Annotated in this window: 19 protein-coding genes; 12 read left to right on the top strand and 7 right to left on the bottom strand. The window is 62.9% G+C overall.

The features are described from left to right. Positions 1–2: 2 nt before the first annotated feature. The 3 genes from B9D87_RS10620 to B9D87_RS10610 are packed head-to-tail and all read right to left on the bottom strand — an operon-like array spanning position 3 to position 3,506. Positions 3–1,109 (bottom strand): hypothetical protein, encoded by a 1,107-nt coding sequence (locus B9D87_RS10620; protein WP_238553394.1) that lies wholly within the window; start codon positions 1,107–1,109, stop codon positions 3–5. Beyond that, positions 1,069–2,286: a CaiB/BaiF CoA transferase family protein gene (locus B9D87_RS10615; RefSeq protein ID WP_040629671.1), complete on the bottom strand. Its 1,218-nt coding sequence runs from the start codon at positions 2,284–2,286 to the stop codon at positions 1,069–1,071. The genes B9D87_RS10620 and B9D87_RS10615 overlap by 41 nt, the downstream gene beginning before the upstream one ends. After that, positions 2,283–3,506, bottom strand: a complete 1,224-nt coding sequence (locus B9D87_RS10610; RefSeq protein WP_007769949.1) for an acyl-CoA dehydrogenase family protein — start codon at positions 3,504–3,506, stop codon at positions 2,283–2,285. The genes B9D87_RS10615 and B9D87_RS10610 overlap by 4 nt, the downstream gene beginning before the upstream one ends. 437 nt (positions 3,507–3,943) lie before the next feature. On the opposite strand from B9D87_RS10610, the gene B9D87_RS10605 reads away from it, so the two are divergent. The 9 genes from B9D87_RS10605 to B9D87_RS10565 all read left to right on the top strand — a co-directional run bounded on the left by B9D87_RS10605 (position 3,944) and on the right by B9D87_RS10565 (position 12,671). Beyond that, positions 3,944–4,735 carry an enoyl-CoA hydratase/isomerase family protein gene (locus B9D87_RS10605; protein WP_007769950.1) on the top strand — a complete coding sequence of 264 codons (792 nt, stop codon included), beginning with the start codon at positions 3,944–3,946 and terminating at the stop codon, positions 4,733–4,735. An 11-nt stretch (positions 4,736–4,746) separates the two neighbouring features. Beyond that, positions 4,747–5,628 (top strand): amidohydrolase family protein, encoded by an 882-nt coding sequence (locus tag B9D87_RS10600; protein ID WP_007769951.1) that lies wholly within the window; start codon positions 4,747–4,749, stop codon positions 5,626–5,628. A gap of 19 nt (positions 5,629–5,647) precedes the next feature. After that, a complete protein-coding gene (locus B9D87_RS10595; protein ID WP_007769952.1) occupies positions 5,648–6,541 on the top strand; it encodes an SDR family oxidoreductase in 894 nt (297 codons plus the stop codon). Then, positions 6,534–7,382: an enoyl-CoA hydratase-related protein gene (locus tag B9D87_RS10590; protein ID WP_007769953.1), complete on the top strand. Its 849-nt coding sequence runs from the start codon at positions 6,534–6,536 to the stop codon at positions 7,380–7,382. Before B9D87_RS10595 ends, B9D87_RS10590 begins: the two co-directional genes overlap by 8 nt. Then, a complete protein-coding gene (locus B9D87_RS10585; RefSeq protein ID WP_040630014.1) occupies positions 7,375–8,163 on the top strand; it encodes an enoyl-CoA hydratase-related protein in 789 nt (262 codons plus the stop codon). Before B9D87_RS10590 ends, B9D87_RS10585 begins: the two co-directional genes overlap by 8 nt. Positions 8,164–8,170: 7 nt before the next feature. Then, positions 8,171–9,361: an acyl-CoA dehydrogenase family protein gene (locus B9D87_RS10580; protein ID WP_007769955.1), complete on the top strand. Its 1,191-nt coding sequence runs from the start codon at positions 8,171–8,173 to the stop codon at positions 9,359–9,361. A gap of 101 nt (positions 9,362–9,462) precedes the next feature. Beyond that, positions 9,463–10,581: an acyl-CoA dehydrogenase family protein gene (locus B9D87_RS10575; protein WP_007769956.1), complete on the top strand. Its 1,119-nt coding sequence runs from the start codon at positions 9,463–9,465 to the stop codon at positions 10,579–10,581. A 70-nt stretch (positions 10,582–10,651) separates the two neighbouring features. Further along, entirely contained in the window at positions 10,652–11,809 is a 1,158-nt protein-coding gene (locus B9D87_RS10570; RefSeq protein WP_238553395.1) for a CaiB/BaiF CoA transferase family protein, read from the top strand. A gap of 115 nt (positions 11,810–11,924) precedes the next feature. Then, a complete protein-coding gene (locus B9D87_RS10565; protein WP_007769958.1) occupies positions 11,925–12,671 on the top strand; it encodes a FadR/GntR family transcriptional regulator in 747 nt (248 codons plus the stop codon). A 35-nt stretch (positions 12,672–12,706) separates the two neighbouring features. Here the strand turns inward: B9D87_RS10565 and B9D87_RS10560 are convergent, their stop codons facing one another. Together B9D87_RS10560 and B9D87_RS10555 are read right to left on the bottom strand one after the other, a co-directional pair. Next, positions 12,707–13,915 (bottom strand): amidohydrolase family protein, encoded by a 1,209-nt coding sequence (locus tag B9D87_RS10560; protein ID WP_007769959.1) that lies wholly within the window; start codon positions 13,913–13,915, stop codon positions 12,707–12,709. A gap of 60 nt (positions 13,916–13,975) precedes the next feature. After that, entirely contained in the window at positions 13,976–14,557 is a 582-nt protein-coding gene (locus tag B9D87_RS10555) for a TetR family transcriptional regulator (RefSeq protein WP_238553396.1), read from the bottom strand. A gap of 235 nt (positions 14,558–14,792) precedes the next feature. On the opposite strand from B9D87_RS10555, the gene B9D87_RS10550 reads away from it, so the two are divergent. The 3 genes from B9D87_RS10550 to B9D87_RS26845 all read left to right on the top strand — a co-directional run bounded on the left by B9D87_RS10550 (position 14,793) and on the right by B9D87_RS26845 (position 17,955). Further along, positions 14,793–15,635, top strand: a complete 843-nt coding sequence (locus B9D87_RS10550; RefSeq protein WP_007769961.1) for a hotdog fold thioesterase — start codon at positions 14,793–14,795, stop codon at positions 15,633–15,635. 22 nt (positions 15,636–15,657) lie between these two features. Beyond that, positions 15,658–16,893, top strand: a complete 1,236-nt coding sequence (locus tag B9D87_RS10545) for an acyl-CoA dehydrogenase family protein (protein ID WP_040630018.1) — start codon at positions 15,658–15,660, stop codon at positions 16,891–16,893. Between the two features lie 678 nt (positions 16,894–17,571). Continuing rightward, positions 17,572–17,955, top strand: coding sequence for a hypothetical protein (locus tag B9D87_RS26845; protein WP_148664695.1), 384 nt, complete (start codon positions 17,572–17,574; stop codon positions 17,953–17,955). Between the two features lie 55 nt (positions 17,956–18,010). Here B9D87_RS26845 and B9D87_RS10540 read toward each other — a convergent pair whose 3' ends face one another. Both B9D87_RS10540 and B9D87_RS10535 read right to left on the bottom strand, forming a co-directional pair. Further along, positions 18,011–18,799: an enoyl-CoA hydratase/isomerase family protein gene (locus tag B9D87_RS10540; RefSeq protein ID WP_052002441.1), complete on the bottom strand. Its 789-nt coding sequence runs from the start codon at positions 18,797–18,799 to the stop codon at positions 18,011–18,013. After that, positions 18,768–19,907: an amidohydrolase family protein gene (locus B9D87_RS10535; RefSeq protein WP_007769964.1), complete on the bottom strand. Its 1,140-nt coding sequence runs from the start codon at positions 19,905–19,907 to the stop codon at positions 18,768–18,770. Before B9D87_RS10535 ends, B9D87_RS10540 begins: the two co-directional genes overlap by 32 nt. Positions 19,908–20,196: the final 289 nt, after the last annotated feature.

Here is a 20,196-nt window from a genome sequence, read left to right as displayed (position 1 = left end):
CATCACCTGCGACGCGAATTGCCCGCCGCCGGCACCGTTTCGCCCCATGCCATCCAGACGTCCGGCCGCCGAGAGTCATCGACACGGTGGATACGTCCTTCTTGTTGCGGGTTGGGCATCTGACCCAAACCGCGCATGTGCCCCTCGGGATCAGGTTCGCAGACCCAGTCGACACCATCGATCGTGTAGGCGATTTCGTCGTGCCAGTAACCGTCGGCGGCGCGGGTGATCTCGATGTCCATCGAGGTGGCCGACGTGACGGTGCCGTCGCTGTGCGCGGTGACGCCCACGTGAAAATCGCGCTGTCCGAACAGGAAATGGCCCACTTCACAGGTTCCGTCGTCCCAGTGGTTTGCCCACGAGTACCAAGTGAGGTACTCGGCGTCGTGCAGGGGGTCCTTGGTTCGGTAAAGCTGGCCGCCGGGATACATCCACGCTTCCTCCCAGAAGAGGAATCCCCGAGCCGGCTTCCCGAAGATCAGCCCGTCAACCAACCACGTCTGGGTCAGGTACAACAGCGACGCGTCGCGGCCCGGCAAATACCACTGCAGCGGGGGAACCGCCATGGTCCCCTCCACATCGATGACACCCTCCTCGCGGTAGCTGAAGTTTTCTTTATTCAGCACCAGCCGCATCGGCTGCCCCTCGGCGTCGGGCACCGATGCCAGCGTGGCGGTGTCAGAGTCGGTCAATTCCATTTTGGTCGCGGCACTGTCCACCGCGAAGCGCGGCTCTTTGCGCAGTTGCATCCCTTCGCGCCCGGTACCCGTGGCGAGCACAATCAGCTTGCCACTCAGAGAACTTCGGCCATCGTCGAGGGCGCCCGGGGTCGCCTGCGCGACACGACGCATGACGCTGTAGAGCGTGCCGTCCTCGTCGCGCAGGGTCCCCCACACATACCCCGCTTCTCGCTGTAGCCCGAGGATCGAATCTTGGGTGACGAAGTCGCGCGGGTCGAAATCGCGGCCGGAAGCCAACGCGCGCTGATTGAAGGTGCCCGACCGGCCCGACGTGGCCAGGGTGGAGGTGTTCATATGGTGACCTTCCTGAAGGTGATGGACATAATCTCTAAATCGCTTGGCATGCACGTAATTTCTCGACGTCGGCATCGGATTTTCCCAGCACCGACGCCAACACCTCGTTGGTGTGTTCACCCAGCCGCGGCGGCGCAGCATAGGAATCCAAAGGCGTGTCGGAGAACCGGATCGGATTGGCCAGCAGATCGGCGACACCCTTCTCGCCGGTCGACACCGTGCGGCGCAAGTTCCGGTGTTGCACTTGCGGGTTGGCGAACACACCGTCCATGGTGTTGACCGGGCTCACCGGAACATCCTCGTCCTCGAGTCTGCTGATCCAGTGTGCGGCGTCGCGCTGGACGAAGATGTCGTTGAGCATGGCAAGCACGAGATCACGATTGGCGATTCGGGACGACACCGTGGCGAACCGCGGGTTAGTCGCCAGCTCTGGCCGTCCGAGCGCCTTGGTCAGGCCGGCCCACTGCCGAGGCGTGGAAGCGACGACGAAGATTTCGGCGTCGGCGCACATGAACGCCTGTGACGGGATGCCGCCAAATCCGCCGTTTCCTCGGCGCGGTGCCGCGACACCCGATACCAGATAGTTCTGCACATAGTGCGAGAGGGACGCGACCCCACAGTCCAACAACGCCAAGTCAATGACTTGTCCTGTGCTGCTGACATTGTCGCGGTGATACAACGCGGCGAGGATGGCAGACGCGGCATACAAACCGGTCAACACGTCGACCATCGACACCCCGACCTTCATCGGCCCGGCGCCCGGCTCACCATCCGGTATCCCGGAGACGCTCATCATGCCGCTCATCGCCTGGAAAACTCCGTCATAGCCAGCACGTTGCGCGTACGGCCCGTCCTGGCCGAAGCCGGTGACCGAGCAATAGACGAGGCGTGGATTGCGGACGCGTAGGCTCCGGTGATCGAGCCCATACTTCGCGAGTACACCACTGCGGAAGTTCTCGATGAGCACGTCGGACTTGTCAGCCAGTTCGGCGATCAGTGTGGCACCCTCGGGTCGAGAATGATCGATCGTGATCGAGCGCTTGTTGCGGTTGGCGCTGAGGTAAAAGCCGGACTGCAGGTCATCCGGGTCACCGAAGAACGGCGGCCCGTACTGTCGGGCATCGTCGCCGGTCCCCGGTCGCTCCACCTTGATGACCTCGGCGCCCATGTCGCCGAGGAGCTGGGAGGTCAAGGGAGCAGCAAGGATCCGGCTCAGGTCGAGAACCCGTATACCAGCTAACGGTCCGGTCACGACGTCACCTTTGGCTCGCGTGGCAATCCCAGAACACGCTCGCTGATGATGTTCTTCTGGATTTCGCTTGTGCCGGCATAGATAGTCTCGGCCCGCGCGCGGATGAATGCCCGCCGCACGCTCTCCGATGTGGGGTCTGGGCCCGAGCACCACTGCGTGCTCAGAAGAGCATCGGGTCCGAGGACGTCCATGGCCACTTCGGTGAATTGTTGATGCCACTTCGACCAGTAGTACTTCCCGATTGACGCTTCCGGGCCGAACTTGCCGTCGCGCAGCGCCGCCGACAACGAACGCAGGTTGTTGTAGGCCATGATCTGCAGCCCGATGTAGGAATCGACCAGCCGGTGGCGCACGATCGGGTCGTCGACGGCGCCCCGCCGACGCGCCAGTTTGCGAAGCTCTGCCATCTCGCGGACGAAGGAAAACTGGTAGTTGAGCACCGACGTCGCGCGTTCGTGCCCCAGTGTCGTCATCGCCGCAGTCCAACCGCTGCCCTCGTCGCCGAGCACGTTGTGTACCGATGTGCGGGCACCATCGAAGAACACCTCGTTGAAGCCGCTGTCTCCCAGCATCGTGCGGATCGGGACGATCCGAACACCGGGTTGGTCGAGTGGGATGAGCATGTACGAAAGCCCCGCGTGGCGGGTCGATCCGGGCTCGGTGCGGACAATGGCGAAGATCCAGTCGGCGTGTTGGGCGAATGTAGTCCAGATCTTCTGTCCGCTGACCACCCAATCGTCACCATCTCGCTGGGCGCGGGTAGCGATTCCAGCTAGGTCCGATCCGGCCCCCGGTTCGGAATACCCTTGGCACCAGACGATTTCTGACCGGGCCATCGGCGGCAGGAGCCGTTGCTTTTGCTCCTCGGTGCCATGAGCCAATGCCGTCGGGGCCATCAGTGTCTCTCCGTGGAACGCCGCCCGCGGTGGTGCCTGAGCCCGCGCACACTCCATCGCAAAGATGATTTCCTGGGTCATCGGCGCGGCACGACCGCCGTACTTGACAGGCCAGGACAACCCGAGCCAGTTACCCGCGCCGAGCTCGCGTTCCCAGGCACGCCGCAGCTCCCAGTTGTCATCGTCGTCAGGGCCACCACGGTCGGCAGCTCCGACGAAGTCTCCGACGAGATGCTCGTCGAGCCAGGTCCTCACTTCATCGCGGAAGTGACGATCGGCGTCCGATAGCGGCAACGACGCGAAGCCGTCTGAGAACGAGGCCATGGGCGTATAGTATAATGAGTTAGCTGATTATAGGAATACCACCCAGCATGCGCAGTGTCGGTGCCGAAGATGTTCGGCTGAGGCCATTCGCGAAGGCGGCGCTGACGATGCTGGTGATTTGATCGAAGGATAGGCGGATGGCGGCACTACTCGGCTCTCGCGTAACCAACGAGGAGTCTGCGCGGCCGCAAAACTACATGCCGCGCGTCATCGTCTACGTCTTGAGATGGCGTCTCGCCGTCCATGTGCGTGGCGACGCGGAGGTCTCGCCGTGGCGGCAGCGCAGGCACGTGAGCTGGCACCGAGTCGGTGCTTAGCGCCGTAGTTGCCAAATCGTGGGCTCTTCGCAGCGCATCATGGCCTCGTTATAATATAAATTAACTAACTGATTCCGGATGACATGTCGGTTTCATCTGCGTCTTCGAAGGAGGGGTCGCTTGGACGACCTGCAGTGGTCAGTGACAGACGGGGTGGGCATCATCCGGCTCAATCGTCCCGCCGCGCGCAATGCGTTCACCTTCCCGATGATCCGCGAGTGGGTGCGACTGCTGCGTGCCGCGAAAGACGACGACACCGTGCGGGTAGTCGTGTTGACGGGCGCCGGCGACAAAGCGTTCTGCTCCGGGGTCGACCTGTCATCGATCTCCCATGCCAACCCCGACCTGACCCCGCTTCAACGCAAGAGCCAGCTGCACGACGAGATTCATCAGGTTGCGCTGGCCATGGCCGACCTGGACAAACCGGTGATCGCCTCGATCAATGGAGTCGCCGTCGGTGCTGGGCTGGACATGGCGCTGATGTGCGATTTGCGGATCATGTCCACTACGGCACGGGTGAGTGAGGGCTACGTCCGAGTGGGTCTGACTCCGGGCGACGGGGGTGCCTATTACCTGCCGCGGATTGTCGGAACTTCCAAGGCGTTGGAGCTTCTGCTCACCGGCGACTTCGTCGACGCCGAAGAGGCTCTCCGAATAGGTCTGGTCAACCGATTGGCGGCGCCGGAGGAACTCGCCGAGGAGACCCAACGGTTCGCGCGTGCCATCGCCGACCAGCCGCCGGTCACGGTGCGAATGATCAAACGCGCCACCTATCAGTCTGCCGAGGTCGACCTGCGCACCGCGCTGGACATGATTTCGTCGCACTTCGCTGTCGTGGCCGCTACCGAGGATGCGGCGGAAGCGCTGGCGGCCATGAAGGAGAAGCGTCAGCCCCACTACGTGGGTCGTTGAGAAAGAGATAGATGAGTAACGACAGCATCGATTCCGCCGACGTTTTCGACGCCTGGATCAACTTGCCGTACTTGCCCGGCGAAGTCACGCCCGACCCTTCGGTGGTGGCGCGGTTCAAACGAGGCAACAGTGCCTACGAGGGCGGCGAGACGATGACCGACGTGATCGCCGAAATGGATCGGCTCGGCATCGGCGGCGGTGTGTTGTCCAAGGCGCCGCGCGACATCACTCCGCCGTTCGTGCACGGTACGAAAACGGGAGAGACGGTGCTGCGCGAGACTTGCGAGCGTCTCGCCGGGATACAGGCCGACCATCCCGGCAGGTTCGTGACGAGCGTCGGGATAGATCCCAGGCTTGGGTACGAGGCCGCCCGTCATGTGCGAATCGCCGTGCACGAGTATGGGATCAAGTGCGTGCGCATCATTCCGATGTTCACCGGCATCGCGATCGACGACAAGCTGGCCTACCCGCTCTACACCGCTGCGTGCGACGAGGACGTGGTCGTCTCCATCAACGTCGGCGTTCCCGGCCCGATGAAGCCGGCCAAGCTGCAGCGCACCATCCTGGTCGACGAAGTCGCGCTGGCCTTTCCGAACCTGAAGATCGTGATGAGCCACCTGGGCGACCCGTGGATATCGGAAACGATCGCAATGCTGCTCAAGCACCCCAACGTGTACGCGATGACGGCGGGGTGGGCACCAAAATACGTCCCCGAGGAGGTTATTCGGTTTGCGGAGCGACGTAATCCGCGGAAACTGATGTGGGCCTCCGACTACCCGATCCTGCCCTTCGACCGCACGGTGACCGAGGGTAGGGGCCTACCGCTGTCAGGTGATTCGCAAGTCGGCTATCTAGGTGCCAACGCACGGGCGGTGTTTGGTCCACCGCGCTGAACTCAAGAAAGGACTCTCAATGGGATTACACGACGGAAGGGTCGTTATCATCACCGGCGCCGCCGGTGGGATCGGACGCGAGCACGCGCTCGAATTCGCCCGCCAGGGGGCCAAAGTCGTCGTCAACGATCTTGGTCCCGCGGGCGACGTCGTTGACGAGATCAAGGCGGCCGGCGGCGAAGCGGTCGCCAACAACGACGATATTTCCGAGTGGGACGGTGCAGGCCGGCTGATCCAGACGGCCCTCGAGACATTCGGCGACCTTCATGTCCTGGTCAATAACGCCGGCATCCTGCGCGACAAGATGTTCGTCAACATGGACATCGACATGTGGGACGCGGTGATGAAGGTACACCTGCGAGGAACATTCGCCCCGACCAAGCATGCCGTGGCGTACTGGCGCGAGCAGCACAAAGCCGGCACTCCGGTCGACAATCCGCGCCTAATCAACACCTCGTCGCCGTCTGGTCTCTACGGAAACGTCGGCCAATCCAACTACGGAGCGGCCAAGGCGGCGATCGCCGCGTTCACCGTCATCTTGTCCGACGAGCTGGCCCGACTTGGCATCACCGTAAACGCCATTGCCCCAAGTGCTTTGACACAGATGACCCAGGGCCTGGACGCCTACGTCGCGGCGATGGCTGACATCAAGGAGAGGACCGGCTTCGACGCGGGTTCCCCGGCCAACATTGCCCCCCTGGTGGTTTGGCTTGCTTCGGCCCAGGCGGCCGGCGTCACCGGGCGGGTATTCAATGTGAAAGGCGGGTCCATCTCCGTCGCTGAAGGGTGGGTGGCCGGACCAGGGATCACTCGCGACGCACGGTGGGATCCCGCCGAACTGGGCGAGGTGATTCCGAGCCTGCTGGTCGAGGCCAGGCCCAATTCCGATGGTTCGGGCAAACCGCGTGCCTGAAACGATCGACGGAATTCGCGTCGAGCGCGCCGACCGGGTCGGCACAGTCTGGCTGGACCGCCCGGAGCGGGGAAACGCATTCACCGCGGCCATGCAGGACGAGCTGCATCGCCAGCTCGATGCCTTGGACGGTGACGACGACATCCGCGCCATCGTGGTTACCGGCGCGGGTCGGTTGTTCTCCGCTGGCGCCGACCTGGAGCCCGGTGGCGCCACTTTCGCCTTTGACGATGCCCAACACAGACGTGCGCGGGCGACGATGGCCGGTCGCCCGCGCCCATGGCGCATGCGCACACCCATCATCGGTGCACTCAACGGGTCGGCGGTCGGTATCGGTTTGACCTTTCCGTTGCAGTGGGACATCCGCATTGTCAACGCCGACGCGAAGTACGGCTTCGTGTTCACCCGCCGGGGTTTGACCCCCGAGCAGAACTCACTGTGGCTGCTGCCCCGCTTGGTGGGAGCGACCTGCGCGCTCGAGCTGCTATTGACCGGCCGGCTGTTCAGCGGGACGGAAGCGCATGCGCTTGGCATCGCCACCGAGGCGGTCCCGGGTGACCGAGTGTTGGCGCGCGCCACCGAAATCGCGCGGGACATCGCGGAGAACACCTCGCCTGCTTCGGTCGGGGTGACCAAGCAGCTGCTGTACGAAATGCTCGGCGAAACGGACCGCGAGGCGGCGTTCTACCGCGAGTGGGAAGTGTTCCGGTGGATGGGCCGCGAAGCTGACTGCTCCGAAGGAGCGCAGTCGTTCCTCGCGAAGCGCGCGCCGCAGTTCACCTCCTCGAAAAACGCGACCATGCCCGACGTTTGTGGATCCTGGGGGAGTGGCGATGGCTGACACCGTTCGTTACGCCGTTGACGACGCCGGAGCCGTCGTCATCACGCTAAGCCGTCCGGAGCGACGCAACATGTGGACTGCCCAGATGGAGTCCGAATTCTATGACGCGTTGGATCGCGCCGCGGCCGATGATGCGGTGCGGGTCATTGTGGTCACCGGCGACGGCGACTCGTTCGTGCCCGGGCTGGATCCCGCTGTCCTGGCCGACGTTTCGAGTGGCAAGCGCTACGCGGTCAACCGCCGGCCGCAGACATACGCCACAACTATTCCCAAGCCGATCATCGGCGCGATCAACGGCGCGTGTGCCGGCATCGGTCTGGTCCAGGCCTTGAATTTCGATTACCGTTTCGCCGTCGCCGGCGCGAAATTCAGCACCGCCTTCGCCAAACGCGGGCTGCCCGCCGAAGACGCCAGCGCCTGGATGCTGGTTCGGCTCGCCGGGCCCGCCCACGCGTTCGACCTACTGGCCTCCGGGCGTGTCTTTCTGGCTGAAGAGGCCGCAGAACTCGGTGTGGTGCAACGCCTCTCGCAGCCGGGCGAAGTCCTCGCCGACGCTGTCGCGTTCGGCCACCAGCTGGCGTCGACCGTGTCGCCGGTCGCCATGGCGATGATCAAGTCGCAGATTTGGCGAGACTGCGAATCAACGATGGAGTCCGCCCGGGTACGCGCCCAGTATCTACTCGGCTTGGCCAAGGCTCAGCCCGACTTCGCCGAGGGAGTTGCCAGTCTGACTGAGAAGCGACCGCCGACGTTTCTCCCATACTCGCCGCTGAACTACTAAGGCCGCCATGGACATCGATATCGCACCAGCTCACAGTGACTTCCGCGACGAGGTTCGCACCTGGCTGGCGGAGCATCTGATCGGTGAGTTCGCCGAGCACCGCGGAATCGGTAGTCCCACCGATGACACCGCTTGGGATGTGCGGGTAGCGTGGGAACGCGAGTTGTCGGCGGGAAATTGGCTCGGTCTGCGCTGGCCGCGTGAGTACGGCGGTCGCGGCGCCGGCCTAGCCGAGGAGATCATCTTCGAGTACGAATACGCCCGCGCCGCAGCTCCAGCGCGCGTGAATACCCAGGCGCTCGAACTTCTCGGACCTACGCTGCTCGCGTTCGGCACCGAGGAGCAAAAGCAACGTTTTTTGCCGAAGATCCTGGCGGTCGAGGAGATGTGGGGTCAGGGCTTCAGCGAGCCGGGAGCCGGCTCTGACCTGGCGGCGGTGCGCACCAAGGCATCGCGGCACGATGACACCTGGCGCATCGACGGTCAGAAGGTGTGGACCACGTTCGGTCACCACGCGGATTGGTTGTATGTGCTGTGCCGCACCGATCCCGACCCCACGCTGAGACACAAAGGGTTGAGCCTGCTCCTGGTCGACGTGGATCAGCCCGGTGTCGAGGTGCGGCCGATCGAAAACCTGGCACGCTCAACCGAATTCAGCGAGTGCTTTTTCAGTGATGCCCGGACAGGGGCCGACATGGTTGTCGGGGGTGTCGGCAATGGCTGGCGCGTTGTCATGACCACGTTGGGGATGGAACGCGGGAGCGCCCTGATGCCGATGCAGCTGGCGATGCAGCGCGAAGTCAGCGATTTGATCGAAACCGCGAAGCGTTCGGGTGCGATCGATGATCCCTGGATTCGGCAGCGGCTCGTCGATGCCTACATCGGTGTCAGTGTCATGCGGTCGTCTAACCTGCGCGTCGTCAGCGATCTGTTGGATGATGCTGCCGCCGCGCCCGGCCGGGCCACCGCGGCCGTCGCGACCGGCGGAAAGCTGTTCGCCTCTCTGCATCATCAGCGAATGGGGGAGTTGGCTATGGACATTTACGGTGAAGACGCCGTGTACAACGGGTCGGCTGGGGCTGCCGGGGAGGCGCGCAAGCTGTTCTTGCTGTCCCGCGCGGAAACGATCTACGGCGGTACTTCTGAGATCCAACGCAACATCATCGCCGAGCGCGTTCTCGGGATGCCCCGTATCTGACTAATCAGTTAAACTATGTTACTATTTAGCTTCTCCGGGCGGGGCGGTGCTGCTTTCGCCCGTGCGTTGAACACGACGGACAACAAACGGCAGGGCGGCTAATGGCGTTGATCACGACCGCAGAGCAGGAGGCGCTGCGCGACGTCATGCGTGCGTTTCTGGGGAAGTACTCGACGGAAGCCGACGTGCGTAGCCAGGTGGACACCGAGCTCGGCTATGACCAACAGGCGTGGGCGACCGCGGCCGAACAGATCGGCATGCAGGCGCTGCCCATTCCCGAACGGTTCGGCGGTGCGGGGTACGGCTTTGACGAACTTGCGGTGGTGCTCGAAGAGACTGGTCGTGTGCTGTTCACCGGGCCGGTATTGCCTACCGTAGTGCTGGCCTCGTCGGCCTTGCTGCTGTCCGGCGATGATCGGGCCTGCGAGCACTACTTGCCCCTCATCGCCGAAGGTTCCACGGTGGCCACCCTTGCGGTCAGCGAAGACTCCGCCGCATGGACGGAATCGGACATCTCGGTGTCGGCCGCGCGCGCAGGGCAGGACTGGGTGCTGACCGGCGTGAAACGGTTTGTGCTCAGCGGGGCTCAAGCCGGACTGGTCGTAGTTGCTGCCCGCACCGATCGCGGCGTGTCGCTGTTCACGGTCGAGACTCCGGCTCAAGGACTAACCGTGCAATCGCTGCCGGTGATGGATTTGACTCGACCCATGGCGTCGCTGACCTTCGACAACTGCCCAGCGGTACTCGTCGGTCATGTCGGAGCCGGGTGGGCGACGCTGACACAAGTATTCGACAGGGCGATCGTCGCGTTGGCGTGCGAGCAAGTGGGCGCCGCCGCGGCCGTGCTCGAATCCACCGTCGACTACCTCAAGGTGCGTCAGCAGTTTGGGCGTGCCATCGGGTCGTTCCAGGCAGTCAAGCACCGCTGCGCCGATATGCTCGTCGAATTGGAATCGGCACGGTCTGCGGCCGCTTATGCCAGCGCGGCGATCGCCGCCGGTGCAGAAGATGCGTCCGCAGCGGCATCGATCGCCAAAGTGTATTGCTCTCAAGCGTTTTACCACATCGCCGCAGAGAGCATCCAACTGCACGGCGGCATCGGATTCACTTGGGAGCACCCAGCGCATCTCTATTTCAAGCGGGCCAAGAGCTCCGAGGTGCTGTTCGGGTCTCCCGCCGCGCACCGGGAACGCATTGCCGAGCTCATCGGCATGAGCTAGGTGCCGCGTCGTGACGACTGAGTCTGGGAACGGGCACGCCTCAGGTACCGACGTACTGTCCGGGATCCGAGTGCTCGATTTCGGCAAGCATGTCGCCGGCCCTTGGTGTGCCGCGCTTTTGGCGGATCTCGGAGCGGACGTCATCCGTATCGAGCGGCCCGGTGGTGGCGATGACCGCTACATCGCTCCGGTGGCAGACGACGGGTCGGGCGCGATGTATCTGGTCTGCAACCGGGGTAAGCGCGCCATCACGTTGGCGTCTCACCGGGCAGAGGCAGCACCAATCGTAGAAGCCTTGCTCGGCACCGCCGACGTCGTGGTTGCCAACTTGCCCGTTGAAACCAGGCGGCGGATGGGGATCGACTGGGAGAGCTTGCATGCCCGGCACCCCGGCGCGGTGCTGGTGACTGCCACGGCGTTTGGAGACGACGGGCCCTACGCGGATCGAATCGGATTCGACGGAACCATCCAGGCGATGAGTGGAGCGATCGCTTTGTCCGGCGAGCCTGGAATGCCGACCCGCTGTTGGGTGCCCTATATCGACTTTGCGACGGGTAGCCTCTTGGCGACCGGCACGCTCGCCGCATTGCTGGCGCGGGAGCGTACGGGACTTGGCCAGCACGTCGATGGGTCGCTGCTCAATACCGGTCTGCTGATGGGCAATCGGGAAACCGTCGAGGCGCAGGTGCTGGGGGTTCGGCGACAGCCGACAGGAAACCGCGGCCAGACGTCGGGGCCGTTCGACGTCTTTGCCACCAAGGATGGATTCGTCATGGCATCGGTCGTCGGCGATCGCCAGTTCGAACGGTGGTGCGCGCTGATCGGCCGCGATGATCTGCTAGGCAACCACCGATATGCCAGCGATACCGAGCGAGGAAGAAACGGCGAAGAGCTTTCGCTCCTCTTCGCCGCCTGGTGCTCGGACCAAACGACAGAGAAAGTCATGGCCGAGCTCGCCCGTGCCGGCATCGCAGCTGGCCCGGTTCTGCGGCCTGAGGAGGTGCTCGAAGATCCGCAAGTGCGATTTACCGGGCACCTCGTCGAGGTACCGTACCCGGGCATGCCGGCCCCGGCCCCCATCGCTGATTTCCCTGTTACTCTCTCCCACACCCCGGGTCGAATCCGTGGGCCGGCGCCCACGCTCGGCGCCCATACCGATACGATCCTGACCGACCTGGGCTTTAGCATCGAGCAGATCGAGCAATGGCGCGCCGAGGCGGTGATCTGACGACAGACCCCGCGAGGTGAGTGCGCACTCGCTAATATAAGTTGAATCATCACAATTATATGCATGCTTACTAGCTGTTGAAGACCGGGGAACTGAGAGGAGCGGTGTACCACCGATGCGAAAATCCTCAGTCGTCAAGGTTCCCAAAGCTAGCGAACTCGTTGCCGCTAACTTGCGCCGCCGAATCGTCACCGGCGCGCTGCAGCCGGGCGAATTGCTGCCAAACGAAGCCGTGTTGATGCAGGAGTTCGGTGTTTCCCGCCCGACGTTGCGCGAGGCCTTCCGGATCCTCGAGTCGGAGGCCATCATCACCGTACTGCGCGGTGCACGCGGCGGCGGCAGAGTGCTGGAGCCGGACGGGGCCGTCGCCGCACGCTATATGGGTATTTTGCTGCAGTACCAAGGCACTCCGCTCAGCGACGTCTATCGTGCGCGCACCGAGATCGAGGTTTCGGCGGTCGGAATGCTCGGCAGCGGTCGTCGCAAGGCCGCGGTACGCCTGTTGGATGGCTTGGCCCAGGATGCTGAGCGGATCATCGAGGACGAAGAGGCGTTTGCCGAACAGGACGTGCACTTTCATCTGGCGATTGTCGAGGCGGCCGGAAGCACCACACTCGCGGCGCTGAGCAAGATGTTGTTCCAGATCATCGAGGCGCACAACGCGGTTTTCATCGCCACGCACCCGCGCGGTTTTGCCAGTGCCGGTAACAAACAGGCGCATCGGGCATACGTGCGTTTGGTCAAGCTTCTGAATGATGGCGAAATCGAAACCGCCCAGAAACATTGGCGCCGTCATCTGGAGGCCGTGGAGAGCTACATGGTCGGGGAGTCAGACTCGACATTGGTCGAAGTTCTTTCCTGACACCCAAGACGAACCGATTCGACACCACGCACCAATCAGGACCCGTTGATCAGCGCGATGCCGTTGTCACGCAAGAAAGCCTTGCGTTGCTGGTCTCCGAGCCCTTCGACGCGGGTGAACATATCGGCCGGCTCGCGCAGCCCTTCGGCATGCGGCCAGTCGGAGCCCATCACCAGACAGTCGACGGTACCGAGCCGTTCCGCGAGTGATGGTGTGTCGTCCTCGGGGTAAGGAACCACTCGCACATGGTTTTTGAAAATCGTACTTGGCCGTTCCGTCAGCTGGCCTCCTAGCCACACTCCGCCGCGTGCCATGCCACGGCTCTTGTCCATGTGCCGGACGAAGTGCGGAGCCCACTCGGCGCCGAACTCGCTCACCAGCACCTTGATATTGGGATAGCGACCGAACAGGTTGTCAAAAATCAGCGCCGACAAAGTGTCGGTGATCGGTCGCTCGCCATAGGAATTCTGCCACTGCCATGCCGAGAACTGGAAAGGCGGCCCGAGCTTCCAGCCCCAGTCGGCGGCGACGTTCGCTTGATAGTAGAACTCCGAAATATGGTAGGAGACAACAACTTTTGCTTCGTTGATGCGTGCCCAGAATGGATCGAAGTACGGGTCGCCGGGGGAGCGGCCGTAAGCGGGGCCCGCGGGTAGCAGGATGAACCGTGCGCCCGCATCGAGAACTCGGTCCAATTCGGCACATGAGCGCTCGAGATCACGCATCGACAACATCGCTGGAGCGTAGATGGTGTTTTTGTACTCGAAACCCCAGTCCTCATCGATCCATCTGTTGAACGCGCGCAGATTGTCGTAGAGCACCTCGGTGTCGTCGAGGTATGCCTCGGCCAGCAGGCCCCAACCGCCGGGATACATGATGGACTTTTCGATCTGCTGCTCGGACAGCTGGATCAGTCGCTTATCGCGGTCGCGGTACTCGTCCTGGATGGGCTCGTAGAACCGCTCGCTATCGCTGGATTCGCCGGAGGCGCGTTGCTTCAGCATCTCGACGAGGGAACCAGGCACATACGCCTCGTCGAGGTCGTTTTCCAGGGCGGTCACAATCCTGTCGTTGGCCAGCAGCACCTTTCGGTCGTATCCCGCAGCCTTGATGGTTCGCACCGCCGTATGGAGTTTGTCCTTCGGCATGAACCTGGTGAATGCGTCCTCGGCTTCGTATGAGTGCTGGTCGAAGTCCGTCATCCGGTAGGGCAGCGTGCCTACGGAATTCTCAATCAACGCCATTGGTCGGTCCTCTCACGATCTCTGTGAGAGAATCTATCAAATTAAGAGAATCTCGCAAACCTAGACGGTGGCGGCTAATTGGAACATGCGCCGGGTCGCGTCTGCGACGTCAACCGCATCGGTCGCCGACTGCCACTGCCAAAGCGCCGCGGCCAGGCAGGAGATGGCCAGATTGGCCAGCAACACGTCGGCGGCCTCGACCTCTTTGCCCTGCTCGGACGCTAGTTGTTTGGCCAGTGCATGCTCCCAGCGCAGTCGCATGTGCATGCTGCGCGCCTCGAGCTCGCGGGTGGTCATCACCAGGCGGGTTACGCGTTGAGTTTCGGCCTCGGCATCGTTCAGGTAGTCATGGGCGAACGCCACGACCGGAGCGGACAGGGCCTGGAGTGTCTGCGCCTGGTCCCTCCGAGCGGCGACGGCCGCGACCAGGCCGTCGACCGCGTCCTGCTCGTTGACGAACAGCACCTCTTCCTTGGATCCGAAGTAGCGAAAGAACGTGGCTGGGGACAGGCCGGCGCGGCGCGCTATCTGTTCCACGGTGGTGGCTGCGTAGCCCTGTTCCTCGAACAAGGTCAGCGCTGCGGCCCCGATATCTCGTTTCGCGCGGGAGCGATTGCGTTCACGCAGTGAAGTCATTGTCATCCAGGTGGCTCGGTGGGCGGGGCGCCCGACCTGACGATAGCAAGATCTGAGGTCCCTCTCTTTGCTGGGCGCGACGTAGCGAGATCCGCGATCTGGCGAAGAGCCGTGCGCCCAAACCTGGAGGGCTTGCTGTCCTTCCGCGCAAGCGGCGCCGCGACTAGCGGCCCGGCGTCGGCTTCGCCTCCCGCATATATGGTTAAATAGTTAAGATGAAATTGGCGGGAGCATTGAGCACGTGACCGCAGCTGACACAACGGGCGGGTTCGATATCCGGACTGAGAGCGCCGTGCAGCGGCGGTTTGGCCTCGAGACGCTGGACTACTGCGAGGATGACGCTAGGGCGGTCACGCGCCTTGCGCTGGCCGGGATGCGCAATCCCGTGACCAACGTCTCGAGCCTCGCGCCGATCGCTGTGCTCGTCGACGATGCCGGCAGTAAGGCCACCTATGCGTGTCGAGGCCAGCGCTGGCCGGTCACGTCGGACCTCAATATCCAGTTCTATGCCGATGCACAGCCAACCCTTGAGACCGATCCCGGCCGTCACGTTGTCGCCGATGCCCGCGTGCTCTATGCAACCGAGACCAACGCATTGGCCACCTGCACATTGACTTCCGGAACTGTCGCAATCGGTGTCGCCACGGTGCGATCGGTGTTCATATCGGGCGAGGTAACCGCGACACACCGGCCGACGGAAGTGTTGGTGAAGACCCCGCAGACGTCGTTGGCTGACCTGATGTCGGTGAGGCCCACTCGCAATGAGTCCGCACCTACCGTCCTCAGACAGTTACCCGATCCCATGGTGTTCAATGCCGTCGCGAATGTGCACGGCGGTATCGCGGCGGCAGGTCTGGAATTAGCTGCTGCCGCGGCGATCTCGGAGGCCACCGGCTATGACGACTTCCGATCCGGATCGCTTCAAGTCAACTTTTTGCGCCCGTTTGTCGCCGGGGGTGACTCGTGCTACAGCGGCACCGCCGTACACGTCGGATCATCCGTTTCTGTAGCCGATGCCGAGGCGATAGGTCAAAACGGCAAGGTTGCGGTCACGGCGCGGTTAACCGCCTATCGCCCAACGTAGGGAGTTCACAGTGGATTTCACGATGTCGCCTAAGGCGCGGGATTATCACCAGCGGCTTACCGCTTTCATGACGGAGTTCGTCTTCCCTGCCGAGGAAAGCTACCTCCAGTACCGGCAAAAGGCGGGCCAAGATGATCACACGGTCCCGCCGATCGTCGAAAAGCTCAAGGCCCTGGCCAAGGAGCGCGGATTGTGGAACCTGTTTTTGCCTGCCGTGTCGGGTCTGTCCAACCTGGAATATGCGCCGCTGGCCGAGCTGACCGGGTGGAGTCTGGACATTGCTCCGGAAGCGACGAACTGCGCGGCTCCAGATACCGGAAACATGGAGACGCTGCACCTATTCGCCACGGAGGAGCAGCGGAGGCAGTGGTTGGACCCGCTGCTCGCGGGTGAGATCCGCAGCGGCTTTTCGATGACCGAGCCTGCGGTAGCGTCCAGCGACGCACGGAATATCGAAACTTCAATAGTTCGCGACGGCGCGGACTACCTCATCAATGGCCGCAAGTGGTGGACGACGGGCGCGTCCGACCCTCGCTGCAAGGTCCTGATCGTCATGGGCCGTACCGATCCCGATGCCGCGACCCACCGTCAGCAGTCGATGGTGCTGGTGCCGGTCTGCACCCCGGGCGTGACCATTCTGCGTTCCACCCCGGTGTTCGGCTGGCAGGACCAGCACGGGCACTGCGAGATCGTCTTCGACAACGCGCGTGTGCCGGCGACCAACTTGCTTGGTGAGGAGGGAGCGGGATTCGCGATCGCCCAGGCCAGGCTGGGCCCAGGCCGCATCCACCATTGCATGCGGGCATTGGGCGCGGCTGAGCGGGCGCTGGCATTGATGGTGGACCGCGCGCAAAAGCGAGCTGCTTTCGGGAGGCCGCTGGCCGAGCAAGGTGTGGTGCGCGAGCAGATCGCGCGTTCTCGCAACGAAATTGACCAAGCAAGGCTGTTGTGTGAAAAGGCCGCATGGACCATCGACCAGCATGGCAATAAGGCGGCGCACTTGCTGGTGAGCCAGATCAAAGCGATAGCGCCGCGGGTGGCTTGCGATGTCATCGATCGCGCCATCCGGGTGCACGGAGCAGCCGGCGTCTCCGACGATTTCCCGTTGGCACGCTTGTATAGCTGGCATCGGGCCATGCGGGTGTTCGACGGCCCCGACGAAGTGCACATGCGCACTATCGCGCGCAGTGAGATCGGGCGGGCAAAGAACGCCCTGGCGTCCGCGGTCACGCAACAGGCACAGGTACCGTCACGCTAAGCCTTCCGCGTGGAGCACTAGGCGAGGACCATCAAAAAATGGTATAGATAATTATACCTGATGGCTGTACCATCGGTGCATGCAGAAACCGACCGGGCCGCGACGCAACTCTCGCGGTCGTCAAAACGCCAGCCGTCGCTGGCGTCGCTCATCCCGCCCCGCCGCCCCATGGCGGACGATATTCGGCGATAGTCATGTGGACTCTGATCACTAGCGACGGCCGCCGGCTCGCAAATATTGGCTCCGAGCAAGAAGCGCGCCGGACCGTCCACACACTGGGTACGCCGCAATGGCGCGGTCCCTTTTCCTGGGATGTTGTCGACGACCAGGGACGTCTGTTTGTCGCAGAGATCAGGCGTCGCAGCGGGAGACGGCAGAGATGACTGCGGGGTTCGATCGGCGCTCTCTCGCTGCCTGCGACGGGCCCTTGTCCAGCGCTGCCCATCGGCGCAACGCGTAGGGGTGTGGGAAAGTGCGATTTGAGATAGGCGACGAGGTTCGCGAGGGTATGCGCATCGGTACCGTCACCGATGTTGGCACTGTGCTGATTCAACTGCGGACGGTCGAAGGCGCCTCCCGAGTCGTCTGCCCGTGGGAACTCGTCAAGATAACCGACGGACATGCACGGCGCGGCCACCGCTTGCGCGACGGTGAGTTCGGGATGCGGTGGTGAACGCAATGCGCAACGCAGTAGAAACGAACCTGGCATGGACCTTCATTGAAGCGGTCAAGCCGCACCTGAGCGAGCCCGAACGCTACCGCGTCTTCATCACAATCGGTGCCGGCGATACATTCGCAGCGATTCGGCTTCTGCTCAAACTTGCTGCTGCCAACAACATCCCGCTACGGGCCGATCTGGTGCGGCGATGCGTAATATGGCTCGACACTTATGCTCACCATGACGAGCAACAGCATCTGCGGCCAATCATTGAAGGGTATTTGACGCCTGGGCCCGCACCCACCTCAGCAACGGGTCTGGGTGGCGATATCCTCGCTGGATCGAAACATATTGAATCGGCGGAGCTTAGGCGGCTGATTAGGTGCGCGATGGCGGCCTGCTGAGGTCTCCGGTGACGAAGACTCCCTACGCCGTCGCCTTCACCTGATTACTGCAGGGCTAGGAACGCCCAGCGAAGAATGAGTGAAGTGCTGTCGTGTTGGCTGGGCCGCCCATCAGCTGCTTGAATTGTTCAATCTCGCATGCCAAGGCGCCATTGACGCTAGACGCGTTGAATGCGTTCATTGTGCGCTTGACTGCTATCAAGCTCGAGATCGGTTGGGAAGCCAATACTTCGGCGTACCGTTGTGTCTCCGCAAGCAATTCCGACGGCCTGCAGACCTTCCACACCAACCCCATCCGGAGCGCCTCCTGGGCGTCGATCCATTCTGACGACATCAGCAGCCAAGCTGCATTCTGGCGCCCGACCAATCGTGGCAACAGGTAGGACGACGCGGCCTCCGGTGCGACGCCCAGACTGGTGAAAGGGTACTTCAGCCGGGCGGTCGACGACATGAACACCAGATCCGCGTAGCCAAGAAGGGTCGCGCCGAATCCGATCCCCATTCCGTTTACCGCGCAGAGTAGCGGCTTCGGGAACGAGTGCAGCGTGTCGATCAGTCCGGCGAAGCTGTGCTGACCGACGGTGAAGCCCGGATCCGTAATGCGCGCATGCATTTCCATGAGGTCTTGGCCGGCACTAAACGCGCGTCCGTTACCGGTGACCAAAACCACGGCGACTGCTGGGTCGGCGGCGGCCGCTAGCAGTGCCTCGGACATCGAGTCATAAAGAGCCTCGTTGAAAGCGTTGAGGACTTCAGGACGGTCGAGGGCAAGGGTGCGGACGCGATTGTTGTCGGCAACCTGCAGCACCGAGCTATTGCTGCCGGATGCTGTCTCGCTTGTCATCACTCATCGGCGGGACGGTGAACAGCTCCTCAAAGGTGCCCCTCAGCACACGCTGAGCGATGCGGGGGTCGACATCGTCGAACAGCTGATGCAGGGTCTCCTGAGTGTGCCCGTATGTTCCCTCCAGGTGCGGGTAATCGTCGCCCCACATCACGTTGAAGTACTGGGTCTCCTCAATGATCTGCACCGCGCTGACGTCGTGCTGGAACGACGCATAAACCTGCTGACGCATGATCTCGCTGGGCAGTCGGCTCAACCGCGGGCGCACAAACATCCCATGTTGGCGGTATGCCTCGTCCAGGCGGTCACCGAGCGCGGGCACCCATCCAGCGCCGCCCTCGGCGATCAGTAGCTTCAGGTTGGGACGGCGGTCCAGCGCCCCGCACGCCACGAGGTGAGACACCACACGCATACCCGGATAAGTGGTTTCCATGTAGTTGACGATGGCACCGCCCGGTCCGCGGTAGACGACGTTCTCGCGACCGGTGCCGATGTGATACGCGAGCACCATGTTGGCGGCGTCGGCCGCATCCCACAGTGGCTCCCACAAGTCCAGGCCCCAAGCCTTGTCGTCGGGCATGGAGCACGGCAGGAACACGGATTGAAAGCCCTGCTCGGCGGCCCATTCGAGTTCCGTGACCGCATCGCCGGCGTCGGTGAGGGGCAGGATCGCCGGCGTGAGGATGCGGTTCTGCTCGGCCATGAAATCGTCGTGTGCCCATTCGTTCCACGCACGTGCGACGGCCCGCGCGAGTTCTGGGTCGTTGATGTTCACGGTCCAGAAACCCGCCGACGGGAACGCGAGCTGGCACCAGACGCCCTCCTGGTCGAGGTCCTGCAACCGAATCGTCAGGTCCTTGAAGCCGGGCGGCCGCATGGCATCCATGAAGTCGTTGAGCTGGCGGCTGATCTGTTGTCCGTCGACGTACGCGATCTCGTATTTTTCGCCGCGTTCGGTCCTGGGGGCCCGGTCTGCCAGCCGCTTGGGAAGCCGCGACGTCCATAGATCATCGGGTTCCATGACATGCGAGTCACCCGAGTGGGCCCAGATCTTCTCCGGTCCTGAGTCCGTAGCTTCAACGGCGACGGCCTGGTCTGCCAGCGTCATATGCCAATCTCCTCGGTAATCGGATCCGTAGATATCGACATTACACTGTAAGGTTGATTAATTCCAGCTCTGACGCCGAACTGGCGTCATCGCGATTTTGGGCCCGCTCGGCGGGGTTGATTCCTATCGGTGCGTTTCGACGTGATGTCATCCGCACGACGCGACGCGCTGGGGAGCGGCCCGGTGGAGCCGATGCTCAGCTTGGAGATTGTCGGCGCTGCACGCCGTCGTCGGCTCGCACGACTGGCTGCGACCAAGCCTACAGCGGTCTGGAATCCCGCGCCGATAC

The organism is Mycobacterium colombiense CECT 3035, from assembly GCF_002105755.1.
Classification (GTDB): domain Bacteria; phylum Actinomycetota; class Actinomycetes; order Mycobacteriales; family Mycobacteriaceae; genus Mycobacterium; species Mycobacterium colombiense.
Note: the sequence above shows the minus strand (reverse complement) of the source record. Positions and strands in the feature narration are given on the sequence as shown.